Genomic DNA, 23,643 nt, shown 5'->3' with positions numbered 1-23,643 from the left:
TCTTCAAAAAATTTTAAAAGTCATTAACCTTTGTCAGACTTAGCTTGTAGCGCTATATTCTTGTTTGTTATTAGCTCTTTTTTCTCGTTTAAAATACTTTTTTTTCATAAGGGGATCGGTAGAACCCAAAAAAATAATACTTCGGATTTATTCAAATAATAATTTATACTTTACATGATGCTCAGCAAATTTGGTTAGTTGAGAATGACTGAGCATTCAACAAAATTGATATCTACTTCAATTCTTCCTAAGGAACTTTATGCTGATCTTGAATCGTAGAACTTTGGCAGCTGCCTATTTTTCCTTGAGTGTAATTCTGCTGACTAATGAAGTGGCTCAAGCAAACAAGCAAGATTTAGTTTTAGAAGATGAGTTTGACGCAGCTTTTCTGATTACCTCACCAATCGGCACAGTAGCTAGTCACGAAGCTTCAGGCTTAATCTTTGGGCAAACAACCACTTCTGTTGATTCTAATTTTTCTTTATTTCCCAACCTAACGTTAAGTACTCAACTTCAACAAGTTGACTCAAATAGCTATGATTTAAACTTTTTTCTGACTACAGGATCTAATTCCGGGTTTATTCGTCCAGGAACTACACTAAGAGGACAAGCGGTCAATGAATGGAGATTCGATCTGGGTAACTTTTTTGCTGGAATCAATAATGGAATAGATTTCCCTGCTCCTGTTACTTATAACTCAGCCCAAGGAAGCTGGTTTGATGATGGCGATTTAGTATTTCAAACTAGTTATCTACCCCAAATTAATGCTGGTAGTACGGCAACTCAACTCAATGGACAATTTGATGTCGGACTCACAAGGGGTGATTTAGGAGCTTTTCGCAATGGCATTGATGCCTTTGCCCTAAAAGTTAATGTAACCTCATTGGCACAGCCAAATCAAGCAATTCCCGAATCTTCAAACATTACTGCGTTGTTAATTTCTGCAAGCTTAGGACTAACTTTAGCTCGACGATATAAAGGCAGGAAAAGTCTTCACTCAGCGTAATCATTGCATAGAATTGGTTGTATTTTACTGTATTACCGTGAGAATACAATAATTCTAAATTACTGAGGCCCTTCACGAAATCTTAACCAGAGACTCCGCAAACCTTAACCAATGGCAAACTTGTTTTTAATCGTAGTCAAATAGACTATTTCTAGGTGAAGCAGTCCACTATAACTCTTCTAAACATTTGCTTTTAGAAGGCGTTGATAGAGGTCTAAAATTACTGTGTCAATCCGAAGTAATTTGTGAATTCTCTATTCTTTTAGCGTCTCGAAAGTTCGCTTAAAAGTAATTATCACATATTATATAGGTCTGGTGTGTAAGTAATTTTTTTGTGCCTAAAAACCTTTACTAAAGTTAAGAGGTTGTTGAAAAAGTCTAATTTATTACTTGCCTTGGCGACTAGAAGTCGCGGCTACATTAGACAAAACCCACCTTCCTAGGGAACGCTATGGAAACGTGGATTAAAAATTCTTGATTCTCCATTAACCCGCGTAGGCAGACTTAGTTTTTGTAGTAGCAAGTTATATTCGCCTAATACTTTTCCAACATCCTCTTAACGCTCGAAATTTTAGTAGTACCCCAGTTTTGCAAACATGCTTAATAAATAGAATTCACGGCTATATATAGTAAAGTACGATGGCACAGACTGCTCTTAAGACTTTAGTTGTATGGCTGAAGCAGTATGTTGCGATGATTTCCCTCGTTGTAGCAACTGTTATCTAGACTTCCATTTATAAGGCATTTGCATATTTGGAATACTCCAGAAGTTTACCCCATTTAAATTAGGAGCAGTTTCTCATGGCACTCTTCGGTTACACCATTGGAGAAGATAGAGATCAAAACGCTAGTAATGGAAAGCAACTTGATGTTTACCGCTTTCTGATCCCTAATGCGCCTACAACTACGCCAATTACTCCAACGGGACCAGTAGGTACAGTCACTATCGCAGGTACTGTCACTACCGCAGATTTAGAAGGTTTGGGAACTAACCCCACTACTGGAAGGGTAACTGCAATTAACGAAACACGGGTCACTGGTTCCACAACACCTATTGATCCAACTGTTTTTATTGTTAATAATGTCGATCAGCCCTTTGCTCCAGTCAATGTGCCAGTAGTGCGTACACCTTCTGACTTACGTCGTTTTGGGTTTGAATCGGGTGCTGACTTTGGACGCGACTTTTCAGTAGCTAGTCAACCAATTGTTCACTACACCATTGCAGGGAATAGAAGTGCTAGTAATGGGGTTCCAGTAGGAAGCTCTCTTTACAAAATTACCCTAACTAATCCAGCTATTAGCATCGTAGACAACACACCTACTACTCCAGAAAGACTAGGAACTCAACCTACCAATACTGGTAAATTTGCCGATGGACTAGCTATCGATAATCTCACTCCTGGTAGAACTCGCGCTTTTGCTAGTGATTTAAGCACTGCTGATGGAGATGGAGCACAGCTTTACAAAGTCGATTTGCTGACTGGTCAGCTATCTGCGCCAATTAACCTCAGAAATTCCTCAGGTCAACCTCTGAGTGTCAACTCAGATTCAGGACTTGCATTTTCTAATGTGACTGGATCTACTCAAAGACTATTCGCTTGGGAAGAAACTGGACGTCTTTATGAGATCACGGGTTTCCAAGACGAACTAAATGCATCAGGTCTAACTTTAGGTAGTACAACCGGAACCAACGGTGCTGGTTTTGCAACCGCCACCTTACTTGCTACAGTCAATTTACCAAATGCTTCGACTGGAGTCGTTGATTATGAAGGCTTTACGATCGCTAATGAATAACAGTCATTAGGATGCCATTGTATTAAATCTTTCTGCGAAAACTACTTTTGCAATAGTTTGAGAAAAGAAAAGGTCTAGGGTCAGAGGAAAATTTAATCCTTTTTCCCTAACCTTTTTTCCAATAGAGGATGTTTGAAAAGTTCGTTTTCATATATCCTGGCGATTAGAAATCGCGCGCCACTTGCTCTGTGAGTTTAAAAATTACCTGGGATGAATGTGGCGTCTAGGTGCCCACCCTGGATTGAGAATACTTGCCAAATCCTCTTCAGACAATTTACTGATCTCAGTTTGCAGTTCTTCGACAGTAAATTCATAACCACGATCTTTAGCAATTCTGACGAAAGCTTCTGGATCATCTGTGGCTCTGAGTCTTTCCTTTAATGCTTGGTCTTGTTTTACGGCTTTAAAAAGTTGGGCAGCATTTTGCTGTGTCATGACAGTCCATCTCCTGTTTTAAACAATAGATTTGAATGTCGTAATTTGACTCCTGTGGTTTTTACCAAATCCACTAGAGGAGCTTTTAACTAGGGCCATACATCTCAATCTTAAAATCAAGGAGGAAAATGTATTGATTTTGACAAAAAAATATATGTTTAGGCTAGTTCCCGGTGCTAAACTCCAAACCTTTACGGCAATTGATGTACATCAAATATAAGCGCACCCACCGAAAACTTGAGCAGGAAATTTATAGTACGTTTGAACCAAATAAGTTCCCAAGGCAATCAAGAATGTGCTCGCCTATGGTGGGCAGAACGCCATTGCTGGAGAATGCGGTGTAGGCGATCGCCAGAAAAAAGAAATTGAAAGAACGCCGAGAATTCGTAGAGTGTGCGTAAGTCCTACTTAAGAAACTAAGTTCGCATTTTATAAGTCAATGCTCCAGTGTTGTTGTTTCTAAGACATTCCGGAAACACGGAGTAATGCTAGAAAATCTAATATAAAGGCTAACTAAGTAACCAGCTCATGAACCACCACATGATCGGTAAAGTATTACAAGGGCGTTATCAAATTGTTCAAAACCTAGGTGCAGGAGTATTTGGACAAACATATATTGCTATAAACATAGATGATCCAGAAAACCCAAAATGTGTTGTTAAACAACTCAAGGTTAGTAGTTCTCATTCTAGCTATTTAGATACTTTGAGATTACGGTTTCTTACTGAAACTGAAACCCTCAAGCGTTTGGGAGATCATCACCAAATTCCCGAATTCATCGCCTGTTTTGAAGAACATGAGCTATTTTACGTAGTGCAAGAGTGTATTAAAGGACATGCGTTGACTGCGGAACTTCCTATCCAACAAGAGTGTGGGAGTTTGTGGGATGAGAGCGAAGTTATCAAATTTTTAAAAGATGTTTTAAGTATTTTAGAGTTTGTTCATTCTCAAGGCGTTATCCATTGCGATATTAAACCAGATAACTTGGTCAGACGTGCTTGTGATGGGAAGTTAGTGCTAATTGATTTTGGCTCAATCCAGCCAATTGATTTTGGTGTTGATGCAGAATTACCCATTTATAAAATACCTGTTTCTTCATTAGGTTACATATCACCAGAGCAATTTATTGGTCAAACACAGCCTAATAGTGATATTTATGCTTTAGGCATGATTGCTATCCAGGCTATAACAGGCATAGAACCGCTGCAATTAAAAATAGATCCTTATACTAATGAGATTATCTGGCGTTCTCAAAACACGCCAATTAACGATTATCTAGCTGCTATTCTTAGCCAAATGATCCGCTACGATTGGCAAAATCGCTTCCAGTCTGCGGCTGAAGTACTACGGGTACTCAAGCATTTGGAATGGGAAACTCAGTCACAACAAATTGTCGAAACACAATATGAAGTTTCCTTAGAACTGGCCGTTGAGGATGATAATTCTCACCAATATCCTGCATCTGGAAAAACATCTCCGCTATTAACAGGAATGAAAGTCGGACTAGCGGCTAATTCTTTGTTAATGGGTTTTAGTGTATATTCTTTAGTTAATAGTTCACCAGCATATTCAGAAACAGAAACTTTATATAAAGCTACAGAAGAATATCAATCGGGGGATTTACAAGAGGCGATCGCACTGGTAAAATCAATACATTCTGGAAGTAATGTTTATCCAGAAGCTCAAGCCACAATCGAAGAATGGCAACAGGAATGGCAACTCGCAGCACAACAATACCAATTAACTGAAAAAGCCTCAAATGAAGGTAGATGGTCAGATGTACTTAGTGTTGCTCCTAAAGTTCCAGATATTTTATATTGGCAATCTAAAACAGATAAATTAGTGCAGCAAGCACACGCCAACATTGAAGCTCAGACACAAGACTTATTAGCAAAAGCTTACCAGAGAGCGCAGGTAAGAGATTTTTCCACTGCATTAACATATCTGCGTCAAATTCCCCAAGAAAGTTCTGCTGGCGCTTTAGTTCAAAAAAAGCTGGCTGAGTATCATGAAAAACGGCAAATTAGAGCAACATACTTTTTGCATAAAGCCTATAAACAAGCATCTATTGGTGACTTTAATGGTGCTGTGCAATTTTTAAGGAAGATTCCTAAAGATACTCCAGTTTATGCTCAAGCTCAAGTCAAACTAAATGAGTATACTCAAAAACAACGCCTGTTAGCTAAGAGTCAAAAGGGAGGATTAAGAACTATTGCTTCTACACAAATAAAAAATTCCCTAGTTTCTAACAATTTAGCTAATAGGATGGAACAACTTCAGGTAGGAAATAACCTGCAAGAAGTAAATGTCCGGTAGTAATAGAGACGTTGCATTGTAGAGACGTTGCATTGTAGAGACGTTGCATTGTAGAGACGTTGCATTGTAGAGACGTTGCAATGCAACGTCTCTACGATGGTAATTATGGTGGATTGGTAGTATTAGGATTGGGTGCAATTGGTACGACTACAGGCTGTGATTTATCGGCTTGTTGTTGACTTTGAGCTTTATTGCGAGCGTCTATTGCTTGTTGGTAATCAGGCTTGTATTTAATTGCTTGGTTATAAGATGCGATCGCATCTTGATATCGGTTCAAATTAAATAAAGCATTGCCTCTACTATACCAGCTTTCGTAATGGTCTGATTTATAACGAACTGCTCTATTATAAGATGCGATCGCATCTTCGTATTCCTGTAAATTATATTGCGAATTTCCCAAGTTATACCAAAGTTGATAGTCGTTTCGTTTAATTTTTGCTGCTATATTATAAGATTCCACTGCTTGTTGATAGCGTTGGCTTTGATGCAGCGACCAACCCAAATTATACCATGCTTGATAGTTACTAGGATTGTATTTAATTACTTGGTTAAAAGATTCAATTGCTTCTGGATAGCGTTGTAAATTTAATAGAATATTACCCCTTGATTGCCAAGCTTGATAAAAATTTGATTTATATTGTACTGCTTTATCATAAGCTGTAAAAGCATCTTGATAACGCTGTAAATTGACTAGGGCATTTCCCAAGTTATACCAGCCTTGTTCATATTCTGGTTTTAATTCAACAACTTTTTCATAAGCAGCGATCGCATCTTTATATCGTTTAGAATTTTGCAAAGCCAATCCTTTTTTGTACCAAGCTTCGTAATCATCTGAATTCAACTCAATCGCTTGCTCATAAGATTTAATTGCTTCGTCATATTGGTTTAAATTACTTAAAGCTTCCCCTTTAGCGTTCCAAACTTCCGGGTTATCATCTTTAAGTTGTATTGCTATATCAAAAGAGGCGATCGCTTCTTGATATCGCCGTAACATACCCAATACATAGCCTCGCCCTATCCAAGCATCTAAATAATCAGGCTGAATTTGAATTGCTTTATCATATCCCGCTAATGCCTCTTTGTATTGTTTTAATTTATAAAGTGTTTTCCCTTGACCATTCCATCCTTGGGCATAATCTGGTCTGACATTAACTGCTTTTTCATACACTGTTAGCGCGTCTTGATAGCGTTGCAAATCAAAAAGCGTATTTCCTTGTTTATATAATGTTGTGGCATTATTTGAATTGATATGATTAAAAATAAATATTGAGGCGACTCCGCTGATACCAATTAAAAGTATCGCCAATAAAAACTTTGCTAATCTACCTTTTTTCAGTTGATAACTTTTGATATTTTTCGGTGCAGAAACAGGAGTCAACGCTATTGTTGCTGGGGATGGCTGTCTTAACTCTTTCAGCGCTTGTAAAGCCACTGTTGCTGAAGGGTAGCGTTGGCGAAAATCGTAGCACACCATCTTATCTAAAAATTCAGCAAATTCTGGCGTGACTGTGGTTTGATGATGCCAAATAAATTCATTAGTCTCAGGATCTTTTGCTATTTCATCAGGATATAATCCAGTAAGAGCTTGAATAGCAATTATCCCCACAGCGTAGATATCACTGCTAAATTTTGGCGAACCTTGAGCTTGCTCTCCAGGAATATATCCAGGAGTGCCTATAGCAACGGTAGATTTGGTTTGTCCTTGGGGAGTAATTACCTGAGTAGTAATTTGTTTAACTGCACCAAAATCAATTAAAATCAATTTACCATCTGGCTGGCGTCTGAGAATATTTCGTGGATTGACATCGCGGTGAATTACGTTTTGTTGATGGACAAATTCTAAGATTGCTAAAATTTCTTGTAAAAATGAAATTACTTCCTCTAAGTCTAGGCTTTTCCCTGGAATTAATTCTTTACTTAAATCATGACCTTCGATGAAATCCTGTACAAGATAGAATTCCGCATTTTCCTCAAAGTAGGCTAAAAGTTGGGGAATGCGATCGTGAGTACCTAATCTATACAGAACCTGAGCTTCTGTATCAAATAAACGCCTAGCTGTTTCTAAAGTTACTGGATCATTTGCTTGAGGCTTAAGTTTCTTGACAACACATTCAGGTGATCCAGGCAATTGAGTATCATAAGCAACAAAAGTTTCACCAAAACCCCCACCTCCCAAGTGACTAATAATTTGGTATCTTCCAACAAGTGTGTTTCCCAGCATCTCGTTTGCTTAGTTTAGTGCGATGCGATCTGATTTTGATCTTGCCACAGGTTGAGGAGAGTGGAGAAAGTGGGGGATTGGAGGAGCAGGGGAAGCAGAGGGGCAGAGGAAGAATAACTAATGACTCTTGACTCTTGACTCTTGGACTCTTGACTCTTGACCCTTGACCCTTGACTAATCCATGATTCCTATTAGTGATAACATTCGTAGTCGTAGTAAGCCAATTATTAATTACTGGCTGATTGGCATTAATATTGTCATCTTTTTATGGGAACTCAAACTAGAACTAAGTGGTGAGTTAGGCTATTTTGTCAACAGTTGGGGTATAATTCCAGATCAGATTAGTAGTGCAATTACAAATGCTATCTTTTTTAATCCTGCCGCTTGGATAGTTGTAATTGGGCGTTCGTTTTCGCTACTTTTTGCGATGTTTATACACGGTAGTTTTAGCCAAATATTGGGAAATATGCTCTTTTTGTGGGTTTTTGGCAAGACTGTAGAAAATATTCTCGGACATGGGAGATATTTAGGATTTTATCTGATTGCTGGTATGTTGACGGGGATAGTACAAATTATCACTGAACCGAGTTTGCCAGTACCATTGATTGGAGCGAATGGCGCGATCGCATCTGTATTAGGCGCATACGTCATGAAGTTTCCTAAAGCTAAAATTGATACGATTTTGCCGTTAATAATTGTGTATATCCCTATCGAACTACCTGCCTTCTTATATATATTTTGGTGGTTTTTACAACAGATGTTTTATGGCATCGGCAGTTTAAATATCCCCCCTGTTGGTGTGAATCAAAGTAGTATGTTTCACTGGACGCAAGTTATGGGATTATTAATTGGTGCAGCTTTTATGCGATTGAAGAGATGATCGCACCACTCTGCTCCAACGTCAAAGCCATCAAATTCCGTGTATCTACTTCGTCATTAACAATGACCCCCCACTCTTTTTAAACATGCAAATTTTAGTGGTAGACGATGAACCGGATATTCGAGACTTAGTGTCCTTCATTCTGCAAGACTACGGTGTAGAAGTAACCGCCGTGGCGTCAGCACAAGAGGCATTAGAAGCACTGTCTGAATCGATACCAGATGTTTTAATTAGTGATATTGGAATGCCACGTACAGATGGCTATATGCTCATGCGGGAAGTCAGAAAGCGATCGCCTCAACACGGAGGACAAGTACCCGCGATTGCTCTAACAGCTTATGCAGGAGAAATTAACCAGCAGCAAGCACTAGCAGCGGGATTTCAAATGCATATTCCCAAACCAGTAGATCCAGATGTATTAGTAAAGGCGATCGCTAGTTTGATGGAACCAAGTTGATGCGTGCAAGTTGCACATTCACTGGCTAAGACCGTCATTAATGAAGGTATACGAAGTTCCTTGCTTGTAGGGTGAGCATTGTAATGCCCACTCCTCCACATATTTAGTGAAAATACTACGGTTTATCACTTATTATCTAAATATTTGTTAAGAATACTCTAAAGATTTTTGGAGTAAACATAAATAGTTTCCGCCTAACTGGTTTAATTAGTAACTGAAGAAGGAATCAGTACCCGTACATTCTACCTTCAACCCCTGGCAATCAAGTGCGGAAGTTTCGCCACCTCCAAGCGATCGCACTTTCAAATCTAAATTTCAGTTAAACAGCCAAGCCATCAGATAGAGACATCTTAGATGATCTCTGTAATTTTATTTGCAGATCAAATGTTTGTGAAAGTTATGAAAAAGTTTATTCTCGCTTTAATTTTGGCATTATTTGCTACTGTGGGAATACTGCCGCCAAGCAATGCTTATGCCCAATCTACCCAGGTAACTGAGTTAACTCAGTCAACCCAATTAATTAAGTCATCTCGAACCAAGTATGTTCGCAAAGATGTTTATTCTCGAAGTGGACAAAAAGATCTTCAGTCTCTAAAAATCGCACTTAAAAAAATCCGAGAATCGGGTTGCACAGACCCCGTTAGCTGGTATTACCAAGGTGCAATTCACGGAGTTCCCTCTCCTGTGGATTTGACTGAACAAAATTCTCTGTGTCCAATTTATACCAATGCATCATCTTTAGATCCAAAAACCCAAGCACAGATAAAAAAATTATTAGATTATTGGCAAAAGTGTCCCCATGAAGCCGGTACTGGAATTCACTTTTTACCCTGGCATCGACTCTACCTTTATCACTTTGAGCAAGTTGTTCGCAACCTTTCCGATAATCCAAATTTTGCCATTCCCTATTGGGATTACACCAGCAGTAAGTCTGCAAAATACAAATTAATGCCAGAAGCATTTAGACTTCCTACTGACCAAACAACCAACGGTTTGTACGAAGAATTGAGGCTTGCAAGCCTCAATGCAGGTCAACCAATTGAGCCATCAACACAACAAGGTTTAATTGATGGTAAACGGACGGCATACCAAAATATTCTTTATAGCGTGTTTAATAGCCAGATTGAACAATCACCTCACAATGTCATGCATGGCTACATAGGTGGTAGTTTTCCCAAAGACAAATTTAATCCTATCTGGCAGGGCCCTTCCCCCTATGATGAAGGTGTGGGGCTGATGGGAGATGTTCCAACTGCTGGATTTGACCCAATCTTTTGGCTACATCACGCTAGTATTGACCGTTACTGGCAATCTTGGACACTTGCAAAGGGTTCTAGTTCTCAGGTGACACCTCAAGAGCTAGCAGCAGTAAAATTCCCCTATGCCTTTTTTGATGGAAAAGGGGAGTTAGTTGAATACAAAACTCCTGAAGAAGTCGTCAAGGCAGTTTATAATCTAAACTACACCTATGATAAATACGATCAGCTCCTAGTGCGTCCGCGATCGCTTACAAACATTCAACAACCAAGAGCACGTTTGCAAGAAATTCTTGTTACCAAGGAAGTTAAAGCCCAATTAACCGATGAACCGACAACAGTAGTTGTTCCATTATCTACTACTCGTGGAGGCGATCGCTCTTTGCTGGCTAATCAAGAGAACGGCTATGTGCTGGAAGTTGAAGTATCTTTTCAAGGAAAGCCAAGAGGCACTTATGATGTTTATGTAAACCTGCCCAATACAGAGGCGGCTGCTGACAAAGATATTTATTACGCTGGTACTATCAGTTTCTTTGAATTACCCAGCAAAGAAAGGGTGACAAAAACTCTTCTGTTTGACATTACCGACCAACTAACTGACCAGGTAGACATACGCGAACAACAACCACAACAAGATTTAAAAGTGACTTTTTTACCAAAAAATGGTGAGCAGCGAGAGGAAGTTTTGATCGAGAAGATTTCACTTCGTAAACTGTAAGTAAGTTTAGCTTTTGTTGAACTAAATAATAGCGTAGCAAGGCTAAAATAGTGCGTTATAAATCTCTGAAATATTGAGATTTTGGAAACATAAACATAGCTCAATTTTATTGAAAGCGCCGGAAAACTCCATCTCCAGGTGTCTGTAGAGGGATAGTCGCCCCGCCTCTTTGAGTACAGGTGCCCCATGCCCCATGCCCCATCCCCTTGTGCGTGGAGTTTTTCATTTAAAAAAATATATCAGCTGATTGAACAATCTTACTACTTTTCTTAACATTGCGAGTGAGATGAAGTAGCTTATTATCTTGACCATAAGTTAGACCTAAATTAGATCCATCCAACTTAATCCAATAAAAATCTAAGGATACAGGGTCATCTGCACTTGTAGAGGGCATTTCATAATATCGCCAACTACATAGTGTAGGTTCAGTCACTTTGATATAATAAAAATAATAGTATTCAGGTTCAGTTTGTTCGGATGGTATCTTATATTCATAAGTACCTAAAAGCTTAATAATACTAGTCCCTTTAAGACCAGATTTATTATAAATTACCCTGACTACAGCATCAGATAAATGCTCGTTCTTGTTAAGAATACCAGCAGGTACTTGCACTCCAAACGAGGGAAAGTTAGTATGCGTAAATACTAACAATTTATCTTGATTGGTTACATAAGCGATTATTTTTTTATTGCTGGTTTTAATAGGCATTTTTCTGATTAGAAAATTCAGTTAAGATTACGTCATTATCATCGCTCTCTATACACTGAAAATGCAAGGACAAATAAGACAGTTAAACAGCTAATTAAAAAAGCTAGAAGACAGTTAAGACAGTTAAGGATATTTGGCATAGTTATGAGCACCGAGGAAAATGTTCGTAGTGAGCCATTTATCGCTCAGTGTAAAGTTTTAAATGTACTAAGCTAAAACACCTGAAAGTTTGCATATTGACTTATGAGGGTTGTCCAGAGGAGCCAGTCACGTGCGGGGGTTCCCCCGTTGAGTGAACTGGCGTTCAATAGTAATTATGGACTCTGAAATGCGTGACTTTTGACAGCCTAAACGCTCATAATATGCAAGTTTATTTGCGTAATAGCTTACTAACTCTCATTCACAACGGATTTTTTTATGAATCGATCATAGGAATCATATTTGATTTCTGAAAAAAATTCAGTACATCTTTATTACTTCTTCTCCATGCCCCATTCGCCATTGCCTCTTCGCCCCTAATCCCCAAAGGGGGCCCCGAGTTCCCCAGAGGGGGCCCCACATTCTCCATTCGGTGTCTCTACGAGTCAGTTCACGAATCAAATCGGATTACTATATACAAACTGGAGTTTAGCTCTTAAAACTCTACATTCTGAAGGCTAAAACCTCACTACGAACTCAGAGTATATTTGATATTGAATTATGTTTTTTATTCTCTGGAAAAAGACAAAAGTTAGTTTTTAGTTGCGCTTGTAATTTTTTCTCTACTTGAAATGGCGGTTGCTGGTAGTTGATAGTCTTATATTCTGGTGTCACGTTCCAATCATATCGTTGCAGCAACGTTGCTAAAAAAATCTTCATCTCCATTTTGGCAAACTCCATCCCAATGCATATATGTTCGCCACCGCCAAAACCAATTAAAGCAAAGGGGTCTTTTTTATCTTCTTCGCGGGGAGGCGCAAAGCGTTCTGGATCAAAACTTTCTGGATTGGTATAAATTTCGCTTAAGCGATGCGTTAATCCTTGAGCAATAATAACTACCCAACCAGGAGGAATGCAATAGCCCGCATATTCAATTTCTTTGACAACTCCCCGCAATAGTATCACACCGGCAGGATTATAGAGGCGTTCTATTTCTTTTAAAAAGTAAGTCATTTGGTTAAGTTGCTTTAGGTGTCCCAGGTTCAGAGGTTCTTTTCCTACAACTTGTGTTAGTTCTTGACGGAGTTTATCGCGCCATTGCGAACATCTTGCTAATTCAACCATTGCCCATGTTAGGGATGTGGCAGTAGTAAAATGTGCTGCATTTAGCAAGTGTATCAGTTCGTCTATAATTTGTGATTGAGCTAAAGCATTGCCTTCTTCATCCACTGCTGCAATAAACAATCCTAATACGTCACACGACTCCTTTAAGTTGCCTTGAATTTGACGATAGCTAATAATATTTTGTAAGAAATCTTTAAGTTTACGACGAGCTTTTTGGGAGCGATTATATTTTGTGAATGGCAAATCTAAGCGCAATAATGTTAATGCTCCCTGCATCAAATCGTTATACAACTGTTCAACTTGCTCAATTTCACTTTGTAGCTGAACACCCAATAATAGACGAATCCCAATTCGTAATGCTAGCTGATTCAATTCATTTTTAATGGCAATTATACTCTGTTTCGCCCAGCTTTCTAGGCAGTTGTTAACTTCAGTTTGCATAATATCAAAGTAATTAGCAATAGCTTTCCCGTGAAACGCCGGAGCCATTAATCGACGGGTGCGGCGATGTTCTTCCTCATCCTGAAGCATCATGGGACGACCAAAAATATGCTCCATAGCCGGTTTCCATCCTAAGTAAGAAGATACATGGTCGGCTTTTTCTTGTAATATTAGTTTATTTGCTTCTGTCCCTACCAAAACTGCATGTTTAGTTCCTAAAATGCTAGTTTTGAAAACAGGCCCATAGCGCTCGTAGTTTTTGGCTAGTCCCCATCCTTGGGTAGCAAACAATCTAATAGTTTCGCCTAAAATGGGTAGCCCAAAGCTACCGGGCATTTCCTCTGCTGGTTTTAGTTGTGACATTTTCTTAGACTATGAAAATTGAAAGGTTAAAATTCCCGACTTCTCTAAAAAGTCGGGAATATTCTCTAATTTAAAGCTGATCAAATAATCTTGTCTCGCGCAATCTTCCGAAAAATGGCGCAATCTTCCGAAAAATTTAAAGTGCCTTCTTAAATGCTTGAGGAGTGACGCCGATATATTTGCGAAAAACCTTAGCAAAATGACTTTGACTTTGAAATCCTACTAATTGGGAAACTTGTATAACTGATAATTCTTGTGCTAGTAAATACTTTGCTCTCTCAATTCGGCATTTAGTAACATACTGGTGAGGTGCAATTCCTGTTGATTGTTTAAATAAGCTAGCAAAATAATGCGGACTCATTTGAACGATCGCAGCAATTTCCGCAAGTGATAAATTTTGATCTAAGTTATCGTTAATATAGGCGATCGCTTCTTTTAGTTTATACTTTGGTAATCCACCATTATATTCTCTAATAATGAATTTATGTGTCGAATAGCGTTTTAACAAATGCACCGTCAACATATTTGCTGCTGATTCTAAATAGAGATAACTATCAAATCCATTAGTCTCTATTTCTTGCTTTAGTGTCAGCCCAATTTGTTGAATCAGTGGATCGTGGGTTTGCAACTGTTGTACAATTTCAATTGCATCAGTATCAACTAATTCGTAGGCAACACGAGTAATCATTGCCGGTTCAATACCGATGTGAATAAACCCTAAGTCATGCTCAAATTGTACTGCTGGAGAAATTTGATGAGCCGGGAAAATTCCCACATCAGTTGCTGCATAGGATTTATTTTGCCAGTGTCCGTTGATTTTTAGTTTTGCTTGAAACTCTTTACTGTAAATAGTAACAATGTGCTGAAAAGGAGATGTCTCAGGGAGTTTGTAGTTAGATTGGCGATGATAAGCAAAATAAAAACCATTCCAACCAGCCACTGGGGTAGAGATAATTAGAGGTTTGGGAAGAAATGGTTTTAAGTTATCTGGTTGGGCGGCATTAATTCTAAAAGTCTGCTGTGTTTGCATTACCACTCACGCTAAATATTTTTAATTATTAAATGAAGCTATTATGCATTTTAATTGCATATTTACTCATTAGAGTCGTGATTTGTCATTTGTCAAGACTATAGCGATTCTCATTTGAATGAGGTAAACGGGTAGAAGTACGGCAATTCCATGCCCTGTGATTAATTATTTTTTTGTACCTTACCCATGCGGGAACCGCTATAGAACTCGACTGATAATTTGTAGATTATAGATAGGGAGTATAGAGTCAGTATGTGGCTGGATATCTGCAACAAATGGAAACATGCCTCATTGAAAGAGATTGGATATATAGTAATCCGATTTGATTCGTGAACTGACTTGTAGAGACACCGAATGGGGGATAGGGGATAGGGAATGGGAAAGAAGGGAGTTAAAGGTGTACGCAGTTTTTTCAAAAATCAAATAGGAATCCTATAGATTATTGATTCATCTTGTCCCCCAATGCCCAATGCCCAATCCCCAATCCCCAATGCCCAATCCCCAATGCCCAATGCCCAATGCCCAATCCCCAATCCCCAATGCCCAATCCCCAATCCCCAATTACCTATGTCTCGAACTCATTTTCCCAAACTCTTTTTCTTCTCGTACCAGCATTTTGATAAGTTAGTACATAGTTTGAAACAATAGCAGTTCACGCAAAGAGGGGATTACGTTGAGTCACCATCCAGATGCCATTACCCCCCACAGTAGAGAGTTAGTTAACCGGATTGCCACACCAGAGCAAAGGGCAGAATTTCTCTCAAAAGCCGACTTTTTGCCGCGAGTACAACTTGATGAGCGAGCTGTTTCTGATGTAGAAATGATTGCGATCGGTGGTTTTAGCCCACTAACGGGTTTTATGAACCAGGAAGACTACGATCGCGTAGTCATGCAAATGCGGTTAGCAAACGGTCTTGTGTGGTCAATACCGATTACACTTTCGGTGACAGAAGAAGTAGCTTCTCCTTTGAAGGAAGGTGGCTTGATTCGTCTGGATAACTCCAGTGGTGATTTTATCGGGGTTTTGCAACTCACGCAAAAATATCACTACGACAAAGCCCGCGAAGCAATAAATGTCTATCGCACTGACGATGCCAAACATCCTGGTGTCCATGTACTCTATAACCAAGGTTCCGTCAACCTTGCAGGAGATATTTGGCTATTGCAACGCGACGCCCATTCCCAGTTTCCCACCTACCAAATCGATCCAGCTGCTTCGCGGCAAATGTTTAAAGATAAGGGTTGGAAAACTATCGTTGGCTTCCAAACTCGCAACCCCATCCACCGCGCTCACGAATATATTCAAAAATGCGCTTTAGAAACTGTGGATGGTCTATTTTTACACCCGTTAGTAGGGGCGACCAAAGAAGACGATATTGCAGCTGATGTGCGGATGCGTTGCTATGAAATTTTGCTGGAATACTATTACCCCCAAGACAGGGTAATTTTGGCAATTAATCCAGCGGCAATGCGTTATGCTGGCCCTCGTGAGGCAATATTCCATGCTTTAGTTCGCAAAAACTACGGCTGTACTCACTTTATTGTCGGACGGGATCATGCTGGCGTCGGCGATTATTACGGTACTTACGATGCTCAGTACATCTTTGAAGAGTTTGCACCTGGTGAATTGGGCATTGTGCCAATGAAATTTGAACATGCTTTCTACTGTACACGCACCAAGCAGATGGCAACGACTAAAACTAGTCCCAGCAGACCAGAGGAGCGCGTTCACTTGTCGGGAACAAAAGTCCGGGAAATGCTGCGTCGGGGTGAGTTACCGCCACCAGAATTTTCTCGTCCGGAAGTGGCGGCTGAGTTGGCACGAGCCATGCGTATACAAGTATCGGCTTAGGACAGATTGTAAACAATACTTTACACTACAGAGTTCAGCCCATTAAGCTGCTAGCTGATGGGCTGAGGACTGATAGCTAATTATGAAACGGCGGACGTTTTTACACAGGATTGGCTCAATACTCGCGGTATTGGGGGTAACTGAAGCTGAGTGGTTGACTTTGGGAAATCGCTACTACCGAGCTTTGGCACAACCCAGTCCACGTAAGTTGGCATTATTAATAGGTATTAACCAATATCCACATCAAGCCCTGAGTGGTTGTCTGACTGATGTGGAACTGCAAAAAGAACTTTTGATTCACCGTTTTGGTTTCCTCGCCTCAGATATCCTGACTTTAACCGAGGAACAAGCTAGCCGAGAATTTATTGAGACGGCTTTTCTGGATCACCTGGGTAAGCAAGCTAGACCTGGTGATGTGGTCGTATTTCACTTTAGTGGCTACGGCACTCGTGTAAATTTGGGAACATTACTGGACACAGTGCAAAATGCTCTTGTGCCAGCTAGTGAGGATAAAAACTCACAAGACGGGAAAATAGTCAATTATTTATTAGAAGAAACTGTATTACTATTGTTGCGATCGCTCCCCACAAACCGAGTAACAGCAGTATTAGATACTAGCTATTACGCTCCCAGCATAGCCCAAGCAGCAAGATTGCATCGCGCTCGTCAGGAACCAGTAGAAGCACAGCTAGCAGCAGCAGAACTGGACTTTCTTAAACAACTCAAAACTAAACCTTCACTCAGCACTGAGCACTCCAGTCCTAGCACTCTAGTCCTATCTGCTACCTCAAACCCAAAACAGTTGGCCACAGAGGTACTATTTTCTGGTTTTAGTGCTGGGTTATTTACTTACGCTTTAACACAATACTTGTGGGAATCCACCCCAGCCACAACAATTCAAGTTATTCTCTCTCATGTGGAAAGTTCTCTATACAAATTGGGTAGCAAACAGCAGCCAGCATTAGTTGATGGAAAGAAAAATCTCAAAAGAGCCTTAGTGACTGAGAATTTCCTCCCAGAAATTACCGTTGGTGCTCAGGGAGCGGTGACAGCAATAGAAGAAGATGGCAAAATAGTTCATCTGTGGTTAGCAGGACTACCTCCCCAAGTGCTGGAACACTATGGAGTTAACTCCCGACTGACACTCTTAACGGGAGAACAGTTAATATTGCGATCGCGTACTGGGTTAACAGCAAAAGCCCAAATCTCCAGCATTGATAGTACTACAACTCCCCTACAAGTCGGGCAACTTGTTCAAGAAGCAGTCCGGGTTTTACCTCGGAATATTGATTTAACAGTTGCTCTGCACACTGAACTAGAAAGAATCGAGCGGGTAGATGCTACAAGCGCCTTTGCTGCGATTCCTCGCGTGTCTAGTGTCCTTGCAGGGGAACAACCAGCTGACTATGTGCTTGGTAAGCTAGAGCAAACACCCAGCCGCTATGGTCTATTTTCCCTTGGTGGTGAGCTAATTCTTAACACTGCTGGAGAAGTCGGGGAAGCAGTGAAAGTGGCAGTGCAGCGGTTAGCGCCGAAATTTCAGACCTTACTAGCAGCTAAGTTGTGGCGACTCACAGAAAATGAAGGTTCTTCCCGTTTAGCAGTCAAGGCAACCTTAGAAATCATTAACAGTATATCGCCTGGGGTGATTATGCAACGGCAAACATCGGGAACTCTCAAGTCTGAAAAATCCACCAGCAAATCACTTAGCATTCCTACAGTTCCTATTGGTAGTCGAATGCAGTATCGAGTGCAAAATCTAGGCGATCGCCCAGTATATTTAATCTTGCTGGGATTAAAGAATAATCGCACAGCAGTGGCCTTCTACCCTTGGAAACCCCCCCAAGAACCAAACAGTCCAGAAACCAAACCCCTCCTCACACAACTGGTTATCGCCCCTGGTGAAACTCTCACCTTACCCCAAACTACTGCTGCTGTCTCTCAATGGGTGATTCCTGGGCCAGCCTTCTTTTGTGAACAGCAACTAATCTTCAGTACTGCTCCCTTGAGCGCAACCCTCACCGCCTTAGACACTACTAAGTATCCCACAGCTGACCAACAGCTAATTAGCGCATTATTGAATCCCTTAGAAGTCGCACAAGCCCTATTACAAGACTTGCATAACGCCAGTGTAGTCAAAGCTGAAATTAATAGTATAGCTGCTGACTCATATATGTTGGATGTGAATAATTGGGCTAGTCTCAGCTTTGGTTTTCAGGTGGTGTAAATATAGAAGTAAAAGGGACTGGGTGTAAAATCGAAAAATTATGGTGGGGGCTTTTACCCACCACCAAATTTTAAAAAACTTTTCCCAGTACCCAGCACTCGATTATCCCATTTCACGTTAATCACGATACTTTTAAATTTTGTAGAGATGTTGATTGCAACGTCTCTACAAAAAATATGTTTCACGTTTTATTTCAAAAATAATGTAGAAAGAATCTCTGAATTCTTGTTACCAAATTTGGTTCTTTGTATTACTTTAGATATACTTGCCTTCTGAATGTAAGTTGTTAAAACTGATAAAAAGGTAATTATCAAAAAAGATATCATATAACTCTTAAAAAAGTTTGGCTTAATTTGCTCAATCAACTGTTTCATCAACAGGAAACAAATATGCCATAAGTATATCCACAAAGTAGATGCACTTATGAAAGTGATCAATTTTATCACCGAATTTTGCTGAGAGAATACATGATTTTGGGTGAATATATCTACTATCATAAAGGCAAGCATTGACATAAAAATCCCATAGGATAGATAGTAAAACCTTGGTGGATATTTAAAGTCTTGCGCTAATAAAATTACTCCTTGTGTGTAGTAAGAATAGCCAGTTATTAGTAAAAAAGCTATGAAGAAAATCCCTGAAACAACTAATATTGATTTTCGCTTCATTCTTGGCAAAACTATACCCAAACCAAATAAGCATCCATACGGAATAATGAACATTAGGTAATTTTGGATCAAACTAAGCAAAAAGTTATTTTCTATTTTAATATTTGCAAGTAATTGCAATGCCAATTCATAGCAGGTATAACTACCTATCAATACGGCAAAAAAATGATTATTGCTTCTGCAATTTCTGTATATATTCAGAACCAGAGTGGATATAATAGCCACAATAATAAATACACGAATTATCCATACATAACCAATTCCTTCTAGTAGCAAAAAACTCCCGAGAATATGTTCTTGTATAGAAAAAGGAAAGTCTTTTCCTAGCAAGTAAAAAATGACATAACTTGAAATAAATAAGAAGCTCAAAAAGAACCAAACAGGAGCAATTAAACGAGGGATTCTTTTTTGCAAATAAGTAAAAAAAGAGTAATTTTTATTGTTATTAGAATAAGAAAAAAGTGCCCCAGAGACAATAACCATCAGTGGAACATCAAAATTTCTCAAATGAAACAGGATATTGTGAGGAATGGTGTGGGCAAGAATAATGGAAAATATACCTATAGTTTTTAAAATATCAAATCGAATATCTCTTGTTATGCTTTTTTTAGTATTTACTAAATCTAATTGATTTCGCATTATTTTACTAAAGTTAATTGCTTGACAAATGGTAAATCTTAACTAGTTTTCATAGTTAGATTTTTATCAATGAGTATTGACTAAATTGTGCTGCAAATTAGCAACCACTAATTCACAGCCACCAAAACAGTAATGAGTAAAATGAAGCGCTGTATTCGCTTCCCTCAACAACAATTTAATTGTGCAGTACCAACTTTAGTTATGAAGAAAAGGAGGGCTTTCCTTATTCAATCTCATAAATAAGGTTGGGGGTTTTTATTTACAATTCATCAGTATACTATAGGATTCCTATTTTATTTTTGAAAAAACTGCGTACACCTGTAACTCCCTTTTTTCCTGTTGCCTATTCCCTGTCTCTACGAGTAAGTTCACGAATTAAATCGGATTATTATATATACTCAGCGTTACAAAAACTATTATGAGGCGGATGCCAACAATCGCAATGTGTAATTAGTAGTAGAGGTGTATAAGCTTAAACAGTGTTTATGCAGATGTGACTATAAACCTAAAAACCACTCAATTATTAATCTAGAAGCTTTGAAAGTATTTAAAAAGTGGGTGACGAGGGATTTGAACCCGCAACCAATAGATTAAGAGTCTACTGCTCTACCGTTGAGCTAGTCACCCACACCAAAACTAATTATAGCAAACTTCTGGCATATTTGCTAGTATTGAGCGAAATAATCAGCTGTAAACCACTCAAATAGATGGTGGAATTGCTCTAGGGAGTTTAACGGTGAAGGTAGTTTGACCTGCTGTACTCTGTATAGAAATTGTGCCGCCTAAATGTCTGACCATTTTCTGGACTAATGCTAGTTCTAGTCCAGTACCACTATATTTCCAGGGATCATTTTTAGAGAGGTGATAGAATGGCTCGAAAATTCGTGACAGTTCATCGCTAGTAATCTCTACTCCAGAATTGCTGATGCTAAGCTCTACCGCTTCCGCTGTTTGGTAAGCAGACACAGTGATTGATTCGCCTGCTGGCGTATATTTACAGGCATGATTTAAAAGTTCGCTAACGATTCGCTCTAGGTCGGTGATATCTGTCTCTAAAAGCGGGAGTGCAGTTTCAACAGTCAAGTTTAACTGCTGTCGCTGGCAGATTGTCAGGTCGCGAAAAGACTCGATTATAGGATGAAGCCAGCTTTGTAAGTCAATGGCGATCAAAGTTGGGGGTTCGGGTTCGGCTTCTAGATATGTGAGCGTGAGTAGATCATTAATTAACTTGCTTTCTCGCCCGCACTCATTGTGCAGAATCTGCAAAAGTTGTGGAACTATCTCTATATCTGATATTTCTTCGGGTGTGAGGACACTTTCGAGCGTTTGGGCTGCCAGACTAATGCTAGTTATTGGTGTCCGCAGTTCTTGGGACAGGGTTCTAAGAAATTCGTTTTTGAGACGATCGCGTTTTTCTAATTCTCTCACCTGTGCCTGGTTTTTTTCGTAAAGCTGAGCTTGACGAATTGCGATCGCACATTCACTTGCTACCTGTTGCACTAGTCCAATTTCAAATTCCTCAAACGCCTCTTGTGTTGGTCTTATCAGCCAAATATTTCCTAAAATCCCTTGAGTATCAAAAATGGGACAAGCCATCTGTGCGCTCACAAGTAACTTTGGTTGCCATCCAGGAACAATTTCCAAAAATTGCAAGGGTTGTTTTTGCAACAGCGGTTGATACACTTCAGGTGAGTCTGCAATCTGTCGGGTCGATCCCTGGCACTGAGGTAATGTAGTGGTGTATTCGTAAGCAACAGTTACTAGTGTGTGGTATGTGTCATAGAGTTCGATTTGACAACTGTCAAGGTTCAGTAACTGTGCTAATTCCTGAGTGACTGTTTGCAGCACCTGACTTTGAGCCAGACTGTCGCGGATTTGTTCTGTCATGCGTCGCACTAGGGTTTCAAAGTTTTGCACCTGTTGCAACTGAGCTATGTGCTTCTGCTTGTGCAATGCCAACTCTGCTTTGAAATCCTTAATTTGCTGATGAAGTTCTGCTTGATGAACAGCAATACCGATTTGGGTTGCTAGCTGCTTGAGCAAGTCAATTTCTATTTGCTGCCATTGATGTGTTTCATGGCAATGCTGGGCAATCAACAGCCCCCAGAGATTTTGCTCTAAGAAAATCGGCACGACTAGATTAGCTCTTACCTGTAAAGAAGCGAGTAAATCTCTTTGGCAAGGATGCAGTCCTGCTGCATAGATATCCTCGACAACTTGAATGCAGCCTCTACCATAGTGTTCTCGATATTTGCCACTCAAGCAGGGATCGGCGATGTTTTTTCCCAACAGTGAACCAGTAGCAACCACCGTTGATTCACCAATAATCACCCCACTCTCATCAGACTCCAGGCGGTAAATTAGTACGCGATCGCTCTTTATAAACTCCCGCACTTTCTTTGTTGTATCATGGAAGACTGTATCTAGATCTACAGATTGGTGGATTTGCCCGGCGATCGCTTCTAGTATTTGATCTCGCTCAGCTTGAAGTCCTCCTGCTTGTTCTGCTTGCTTAGCTGGAGTGATATTACTACTAGTGCCAATCAGTCGGTAAATCCTGGAGTTAGCATCCCGTAGTGGGGTCAGAGTCGTACTCCACCAAGTGGGAATGCCTTGGAATTGCAAGCATTGTTCGTAGGAAATGGTTTTGCCAAAGCGCACACAGTCAACATAATGCTGACGCACCCTAGCAGCATCCACTGGAGAAAGAATATCCTCTGGTTTCTTACCTCGAAGCTCCTCTGAGCGAATGCCCAACCACCGCTCATGAGTGGGATTGAGTGCCACATACCGAAAATCCCCATCCTCCAGAACATCCACTACAAATATGGATGCCTGCACAGAATCGTACATGCTCAGTAGAAACTGCTCACTACTAGTTTTGTTATTTACTTCTGTGCCGAAAAGAATCTGAGGAGATGATTGTTGTGTCAACTCTATAGTTGATTCAGCTGGATTTATAGTCATGCGAGAGTCCCTGTCTGGTATTACTGACTCTTCTAGGCGCTCTCTTATAGTTATGCTTATAGAAAAGGCTCCTTAGCGCCTGAAGCAAAAAATTGTCAGCCGTTGCTCATCGAAATTTGGATCTTTCTCTACTTCTTATCAGAAATCTAGGAAAGCTAAAAGGAGTCAGCTTAACAAATCCTGCTGTTTGAAGGCGAAAATACATTTGCAGGTTAGCGCAAAGTTACTGAAAATTTTTTGTTAATAATGTTTCCAGATTCTTGCATATATCTAGATGTAATCTATCGTTACATTCAAAAAATATCATAATTTTTAATATACTTGCCAAAAACACTCTCCAGTCTCGCTCCAGAAGAAAACTCTTGCTATCCCCCATGCCCCATCCCCCATGCCCTATCCCC

Annotated in this window: 15 protein-coding genes, 1 tRNA gene and 1 pseudogene; 8 read left to right on the top strand and 9 right to left on the bottom strand. The window is 39.8% G+C overall.

Annotated features, from left to right (window positions below; all coding sequences use genetic code 11):
* Positions 1-259: 259 nt before the first annotated feature.
* A complete protein-coding gene (locus IQ246_RS19230; RefSeq protein WP_194004943.1) occupies positions 260-1,006 on the top strand; it encodes a hypothetical protein in 747 nt (248 codons plus the stop codon).
* 801 nt (positions 1,007-1,807) lie between these two features.
* The gene (locus IQ246_RS19225; protein WP_194004942.1) at positions 1,808-2,800 is read left to right on the top strand and encodes a hypothetical protein; all 993 of its coding nucleotides are present in this window, start codon (positions 1,808-1,810) and stop codon (positions 2,798-2,800) included.
* A gap of 201 nt (positions 2,801-3,001) precedes the next feature.
* Here IQ246_RS19225 and IQ246_RS19220 read toward each other — a convergent pair whose 3' ends face one another.
* Positions 3,002-3,235, bottom strand: a complete 234-nt coding sequence (locus tag IQ246_RS19220) for a Nif11-like leader peptide family natural product precursor (protein ID WP_194004941.1) — start codon at positions 3,233-3,235, stop codon at positions 3,002-3,004.
* Between the two features lie 528 nt (positions 3,236-3,763).
* Between IQ246_RS19220 and IQ246_RS19215 the strand changes: the two genes are divergently transcribed.
* A complete protein-coding gene (locus tag IQ246_RS19215) occupies positions 3,764-5,551 on the top strand; it encodes a serine/threonine-protein kinase (protein WP_194004940.1) in 1,788 nt (595 codons plus the stop codon).
* Between the two features lie 103 nt (positions 5,552-5,654).
* Here IQ246_RS19215 and IQ246_RS19210 read toward each other — a convergent pair whose 3' ends face one another.
* Positions 5,655-7,772, bottom strand: a complete 2,118-nt coding sequence (locus IQ246_RS19210) for a serine/threonine-protein kinase (RefSeq protein WP_194004939.1) — start codon at positions 7,770-7,772, stop codon at positions 5,655-5,657.
* A gap of 181 nt (positions 7,773-7,953) precedes the next feature.
* Between IQ246_RS19210 and IQ246_RS19205 the strand changes: the two genes are divergently transcribed.
* From IQ246_RS19205 to IQ246_RS19195, 3 genes and pseudogenes are all read left to right on the top strand, one after another.
* Entirely contained in the window at positions 7,954-8,652 is a 699-nt protein-coding gene (locus tag IQ246_RS19205) for a rhomboid family intramembrane serine protease (RefSeq protein WP_194004938.1), read from the top strand.
* Between the two features lie 85 nt (positions 8,653-8,737).
* A pseudogene (locus tag IQ246_RS19200) lies at positions 8,738-9,109 on the top strand (response regulator); the annotation flags it as partial.
* A gap of 354 nt (positions 9,110-9,463) precedes the next feature.
* Positions 9,464-11,083: a tyrosinase family protein gene (locus IQ246_RS19195; protein WP_194004936.1), complete on the top strand. Its 1,620-nt coding sequence runs from the start codon at positions 9,464-9,466 to the stop codon at positions 11,081-11,083.
* Between the two features lie 42 nt (positions 11,084-11,125).
* Here the strand turns inward: IQ246_RS19195 and IQ246_RS19190 are convergent, their stop codons facing one another.
* The 4 genes from IQ246_RS19190 to IQ246_RS30495 form a co-directional block, all read right to left on the bottom strand.
* Positions 11,126-11,278, bottom strand: coding sequence for a hypothetical protein (locus IQ246_RS19190; protein WP_194004935.1), 153 nt, complete (start codon positions 11,276-11,278; stop codon positions 11,126-11,128).
* A gap of 31 nt (positions 11,279-11,309) precedes the next feature.
* Positions 11,310-11,792, bottom strand: a complete 483-nt coding sequence (locus tag IQ246_RS19185; RefSeq protein ID WP_194004934.1) for an NUDIX domain-containing protein — start codon at positions 11,790-11,792, stop codon at positions 11,310-11,312.
* Positions 11,793-12,467: 675 nt separating this feature from the next.
* Entirely contained in the window at positions 12,468-13,859 is a 1,392-nt protein-coding gene (locus IQ246_RS19180; RefSeq protein WP_194004933.1) for a cytochrome P450, read from the bottom strand.
* A 136-nt stretch (positions 13,860-13,995) separates the two neighbouring features.
* Positions 13,996-14,889 carry an AraC family transcriptional regulator gene (locus IQ246_RS30495; RefSeq protein ID WP_194004932.1) on the bottom strand — a complete coding sequence of 298 codons (894 nt, stop codon included), beginning with the start codon at positions 14,887-14,889 and terminating at the stop codon, positions 13,996-13,998.
* Positions 14,890-15,562: 673 nt separating this feature from the next.
* On the opposite strand from IQ246_RS30495, the gene sat reads away from it, so the two are divergent.
* Positions 15,563-16,741, top strand: coding sequence for a sulfate adenylyltransferase (sat, locus tag IQ246_RS19170; protein ID WP_194004931.1), 1,179 nt, complete (start codon positions 15,563-15,565; stop codon positions 16,739-16,741).
* Positions 16,742-16,823: 82 nt separating this feature from the next.
* A complete protein-coding gene (locus IQ246_RS19165; protein WP_194004930.1) occupies positions 16,824-18,968 on the top strand; it encodes a caspase family protein in 2,145 nt (714 codons plus the stop codon).
* A 188-nt stretch (positions 18,969-19,156) separates the two neighbouring features.
* Here the strand turns inward: IQ246_RS19165 and IQ246_RS19160 are convergent, their stop codons facing one another.
* From IQ246_RS19160 to IQ246_RS19150, 3 genes are all read right to left on the bottom strand, one after another.
* Positions 19,157-20,275: an acyltransferase gene (locus tag IQ246_RS19160; RefSeq protein WP_194004929.1), complete on the bottom strand. Its 1,119-nt coding sequence runs from the start codon at positions 20,273-20,275 to the stop codon at positions 19,157-19,159.
* Positions 20,276-20,830: 555 nt separating this feature from the next.
* Positions 20,831-20,902, bottom strand: a tRNA-Lys gene (locus IQ246_RS19155).
* A gap of 72 nt (positions 20,903-20,974) precedes the next feature.
* On the bottom strand, positions 20,975-23,242 hold the full coding sequence (locus tag IQ246_RS19150) for a GAF domain-containing protein (protein ID WP_194004928.1): 2,268 nt from the start codon (positions 23,240-23,242) through the stop codon (positions 20,975-20,977).
* Positions 23,243-23,643 lie beyond the last annotated feature (401 nt).

Origin of the sequence: aff. Roholtiella sp. LEGE 12411, assembly GCF_015206995.1 — a bacterium.
In the GTDB taxonomy this organism is placed as follows: domain Bacteria; phylum Cyanobacteriota; class Cyanobacteriia; order Cyanobacteriales; family Nostocaceae; genus Komarekiella.
This window is presented reverse-complemented; position numbering and strand designations above follow the sequence as displayed.

Bases quoted from the DNA above. Each gene is read 5' to 3' on its own strand.
- IQ246_RS19230 (WP_194004943.1), top strand. From the start codon at position 260: ATGCTGATCTTGAATCGTAGAACTTTGGCAGCTGCCTATTTTTCCTTG.
- IQ246_RS19225 (WP_194004942.1), top strand. From the start codon at position 1,808: ATGGCACTCTTCGGTTACACCATTGGAGAAGATAGAGATCAAAACGCT.
- IQ246_RS19220 (WP_194004941.1), bottom strand. From the start codon at position 3,235: ATGACACAGCAAAATGCTGCCCAACTTTTTAAAGCCGTAAAACAAGAC.
- IQ246_RS19215 (WP_194004940.1), top strand. From the start codon at position 3,764: ATGAACCACCACATGATCGGTAAAGTATTACAAGGGCGTTATCAAATT.
- IQ246_RS19210 (WP_194004939.1), bottom strand. From the start codon at position 7,772: ATGCTGGGAAACACACTTGTTGGAAGATACCAAATTATTAGTCACTTG.
- IQ246_RS19205 (WP_194004938.1), top strand. From the start codon at position 7,954: ATGATTCCTATTAGTGATAACATTCGTAGTCGTAGTAAGCCAATTATT.
- IQ246_RS19195 (WP_194004936.1), top strand. From the start codon at position 9,464: ATGATCTCTGTAATTTTATTTGCAGATCAAATGTTTGTGAAAGTTATG.
- IQ246_RS19190 (WP_194004935.1), bottom strand. From the start codon at position 11,278: ATGGGGCATGGGGCACCTGTACTCAAAGAGGCGGGGCGACTATCCCTC.
- IQ246_RS19185 (WP_194004934.1), bottom strand. From the start codon at position 11,792: ATGCCTATTAAAACCAGCAATAAAAAAATAATCGCTTATGTAACCAAT.
- IQ246_RS19180 (WP_194004933.1), bottom strand. From the start codon at position 13,859: ATGTCACAACTAAAACCAGCAGAGGAAATGCCCGGTAGCTTTGGGCTA.
- IQ246_RS30495 (WP_194004932.1), bottom strand. From the start codon at position 14,889: ATGCAAACACAGCAGACTTTTAGAATTAATGCCGCCCAACCAGATAAC.
- IQ246_RS19165 (WP_194004930.1), top strand. From the start codon at position 16,824: ATGAAACGGCGGACGTTTTTACACAGGATTGGCTCAATACTCGCGGTA.
- IQ246_RS19160 (WP_194004929.1), bottom strand. From the start codon at position 20,275: ATGCGAAATCAATTAGATTTAGTAAATACTAAAAAAAGCATAACAAGA.
- IQ246_RS19150 (WP_194004928.1), bottom strand. From the start codon at position 23,242: ATGACTATAAATCCAGCTGAATCAACTATAGAGTTGACACAACAATCA.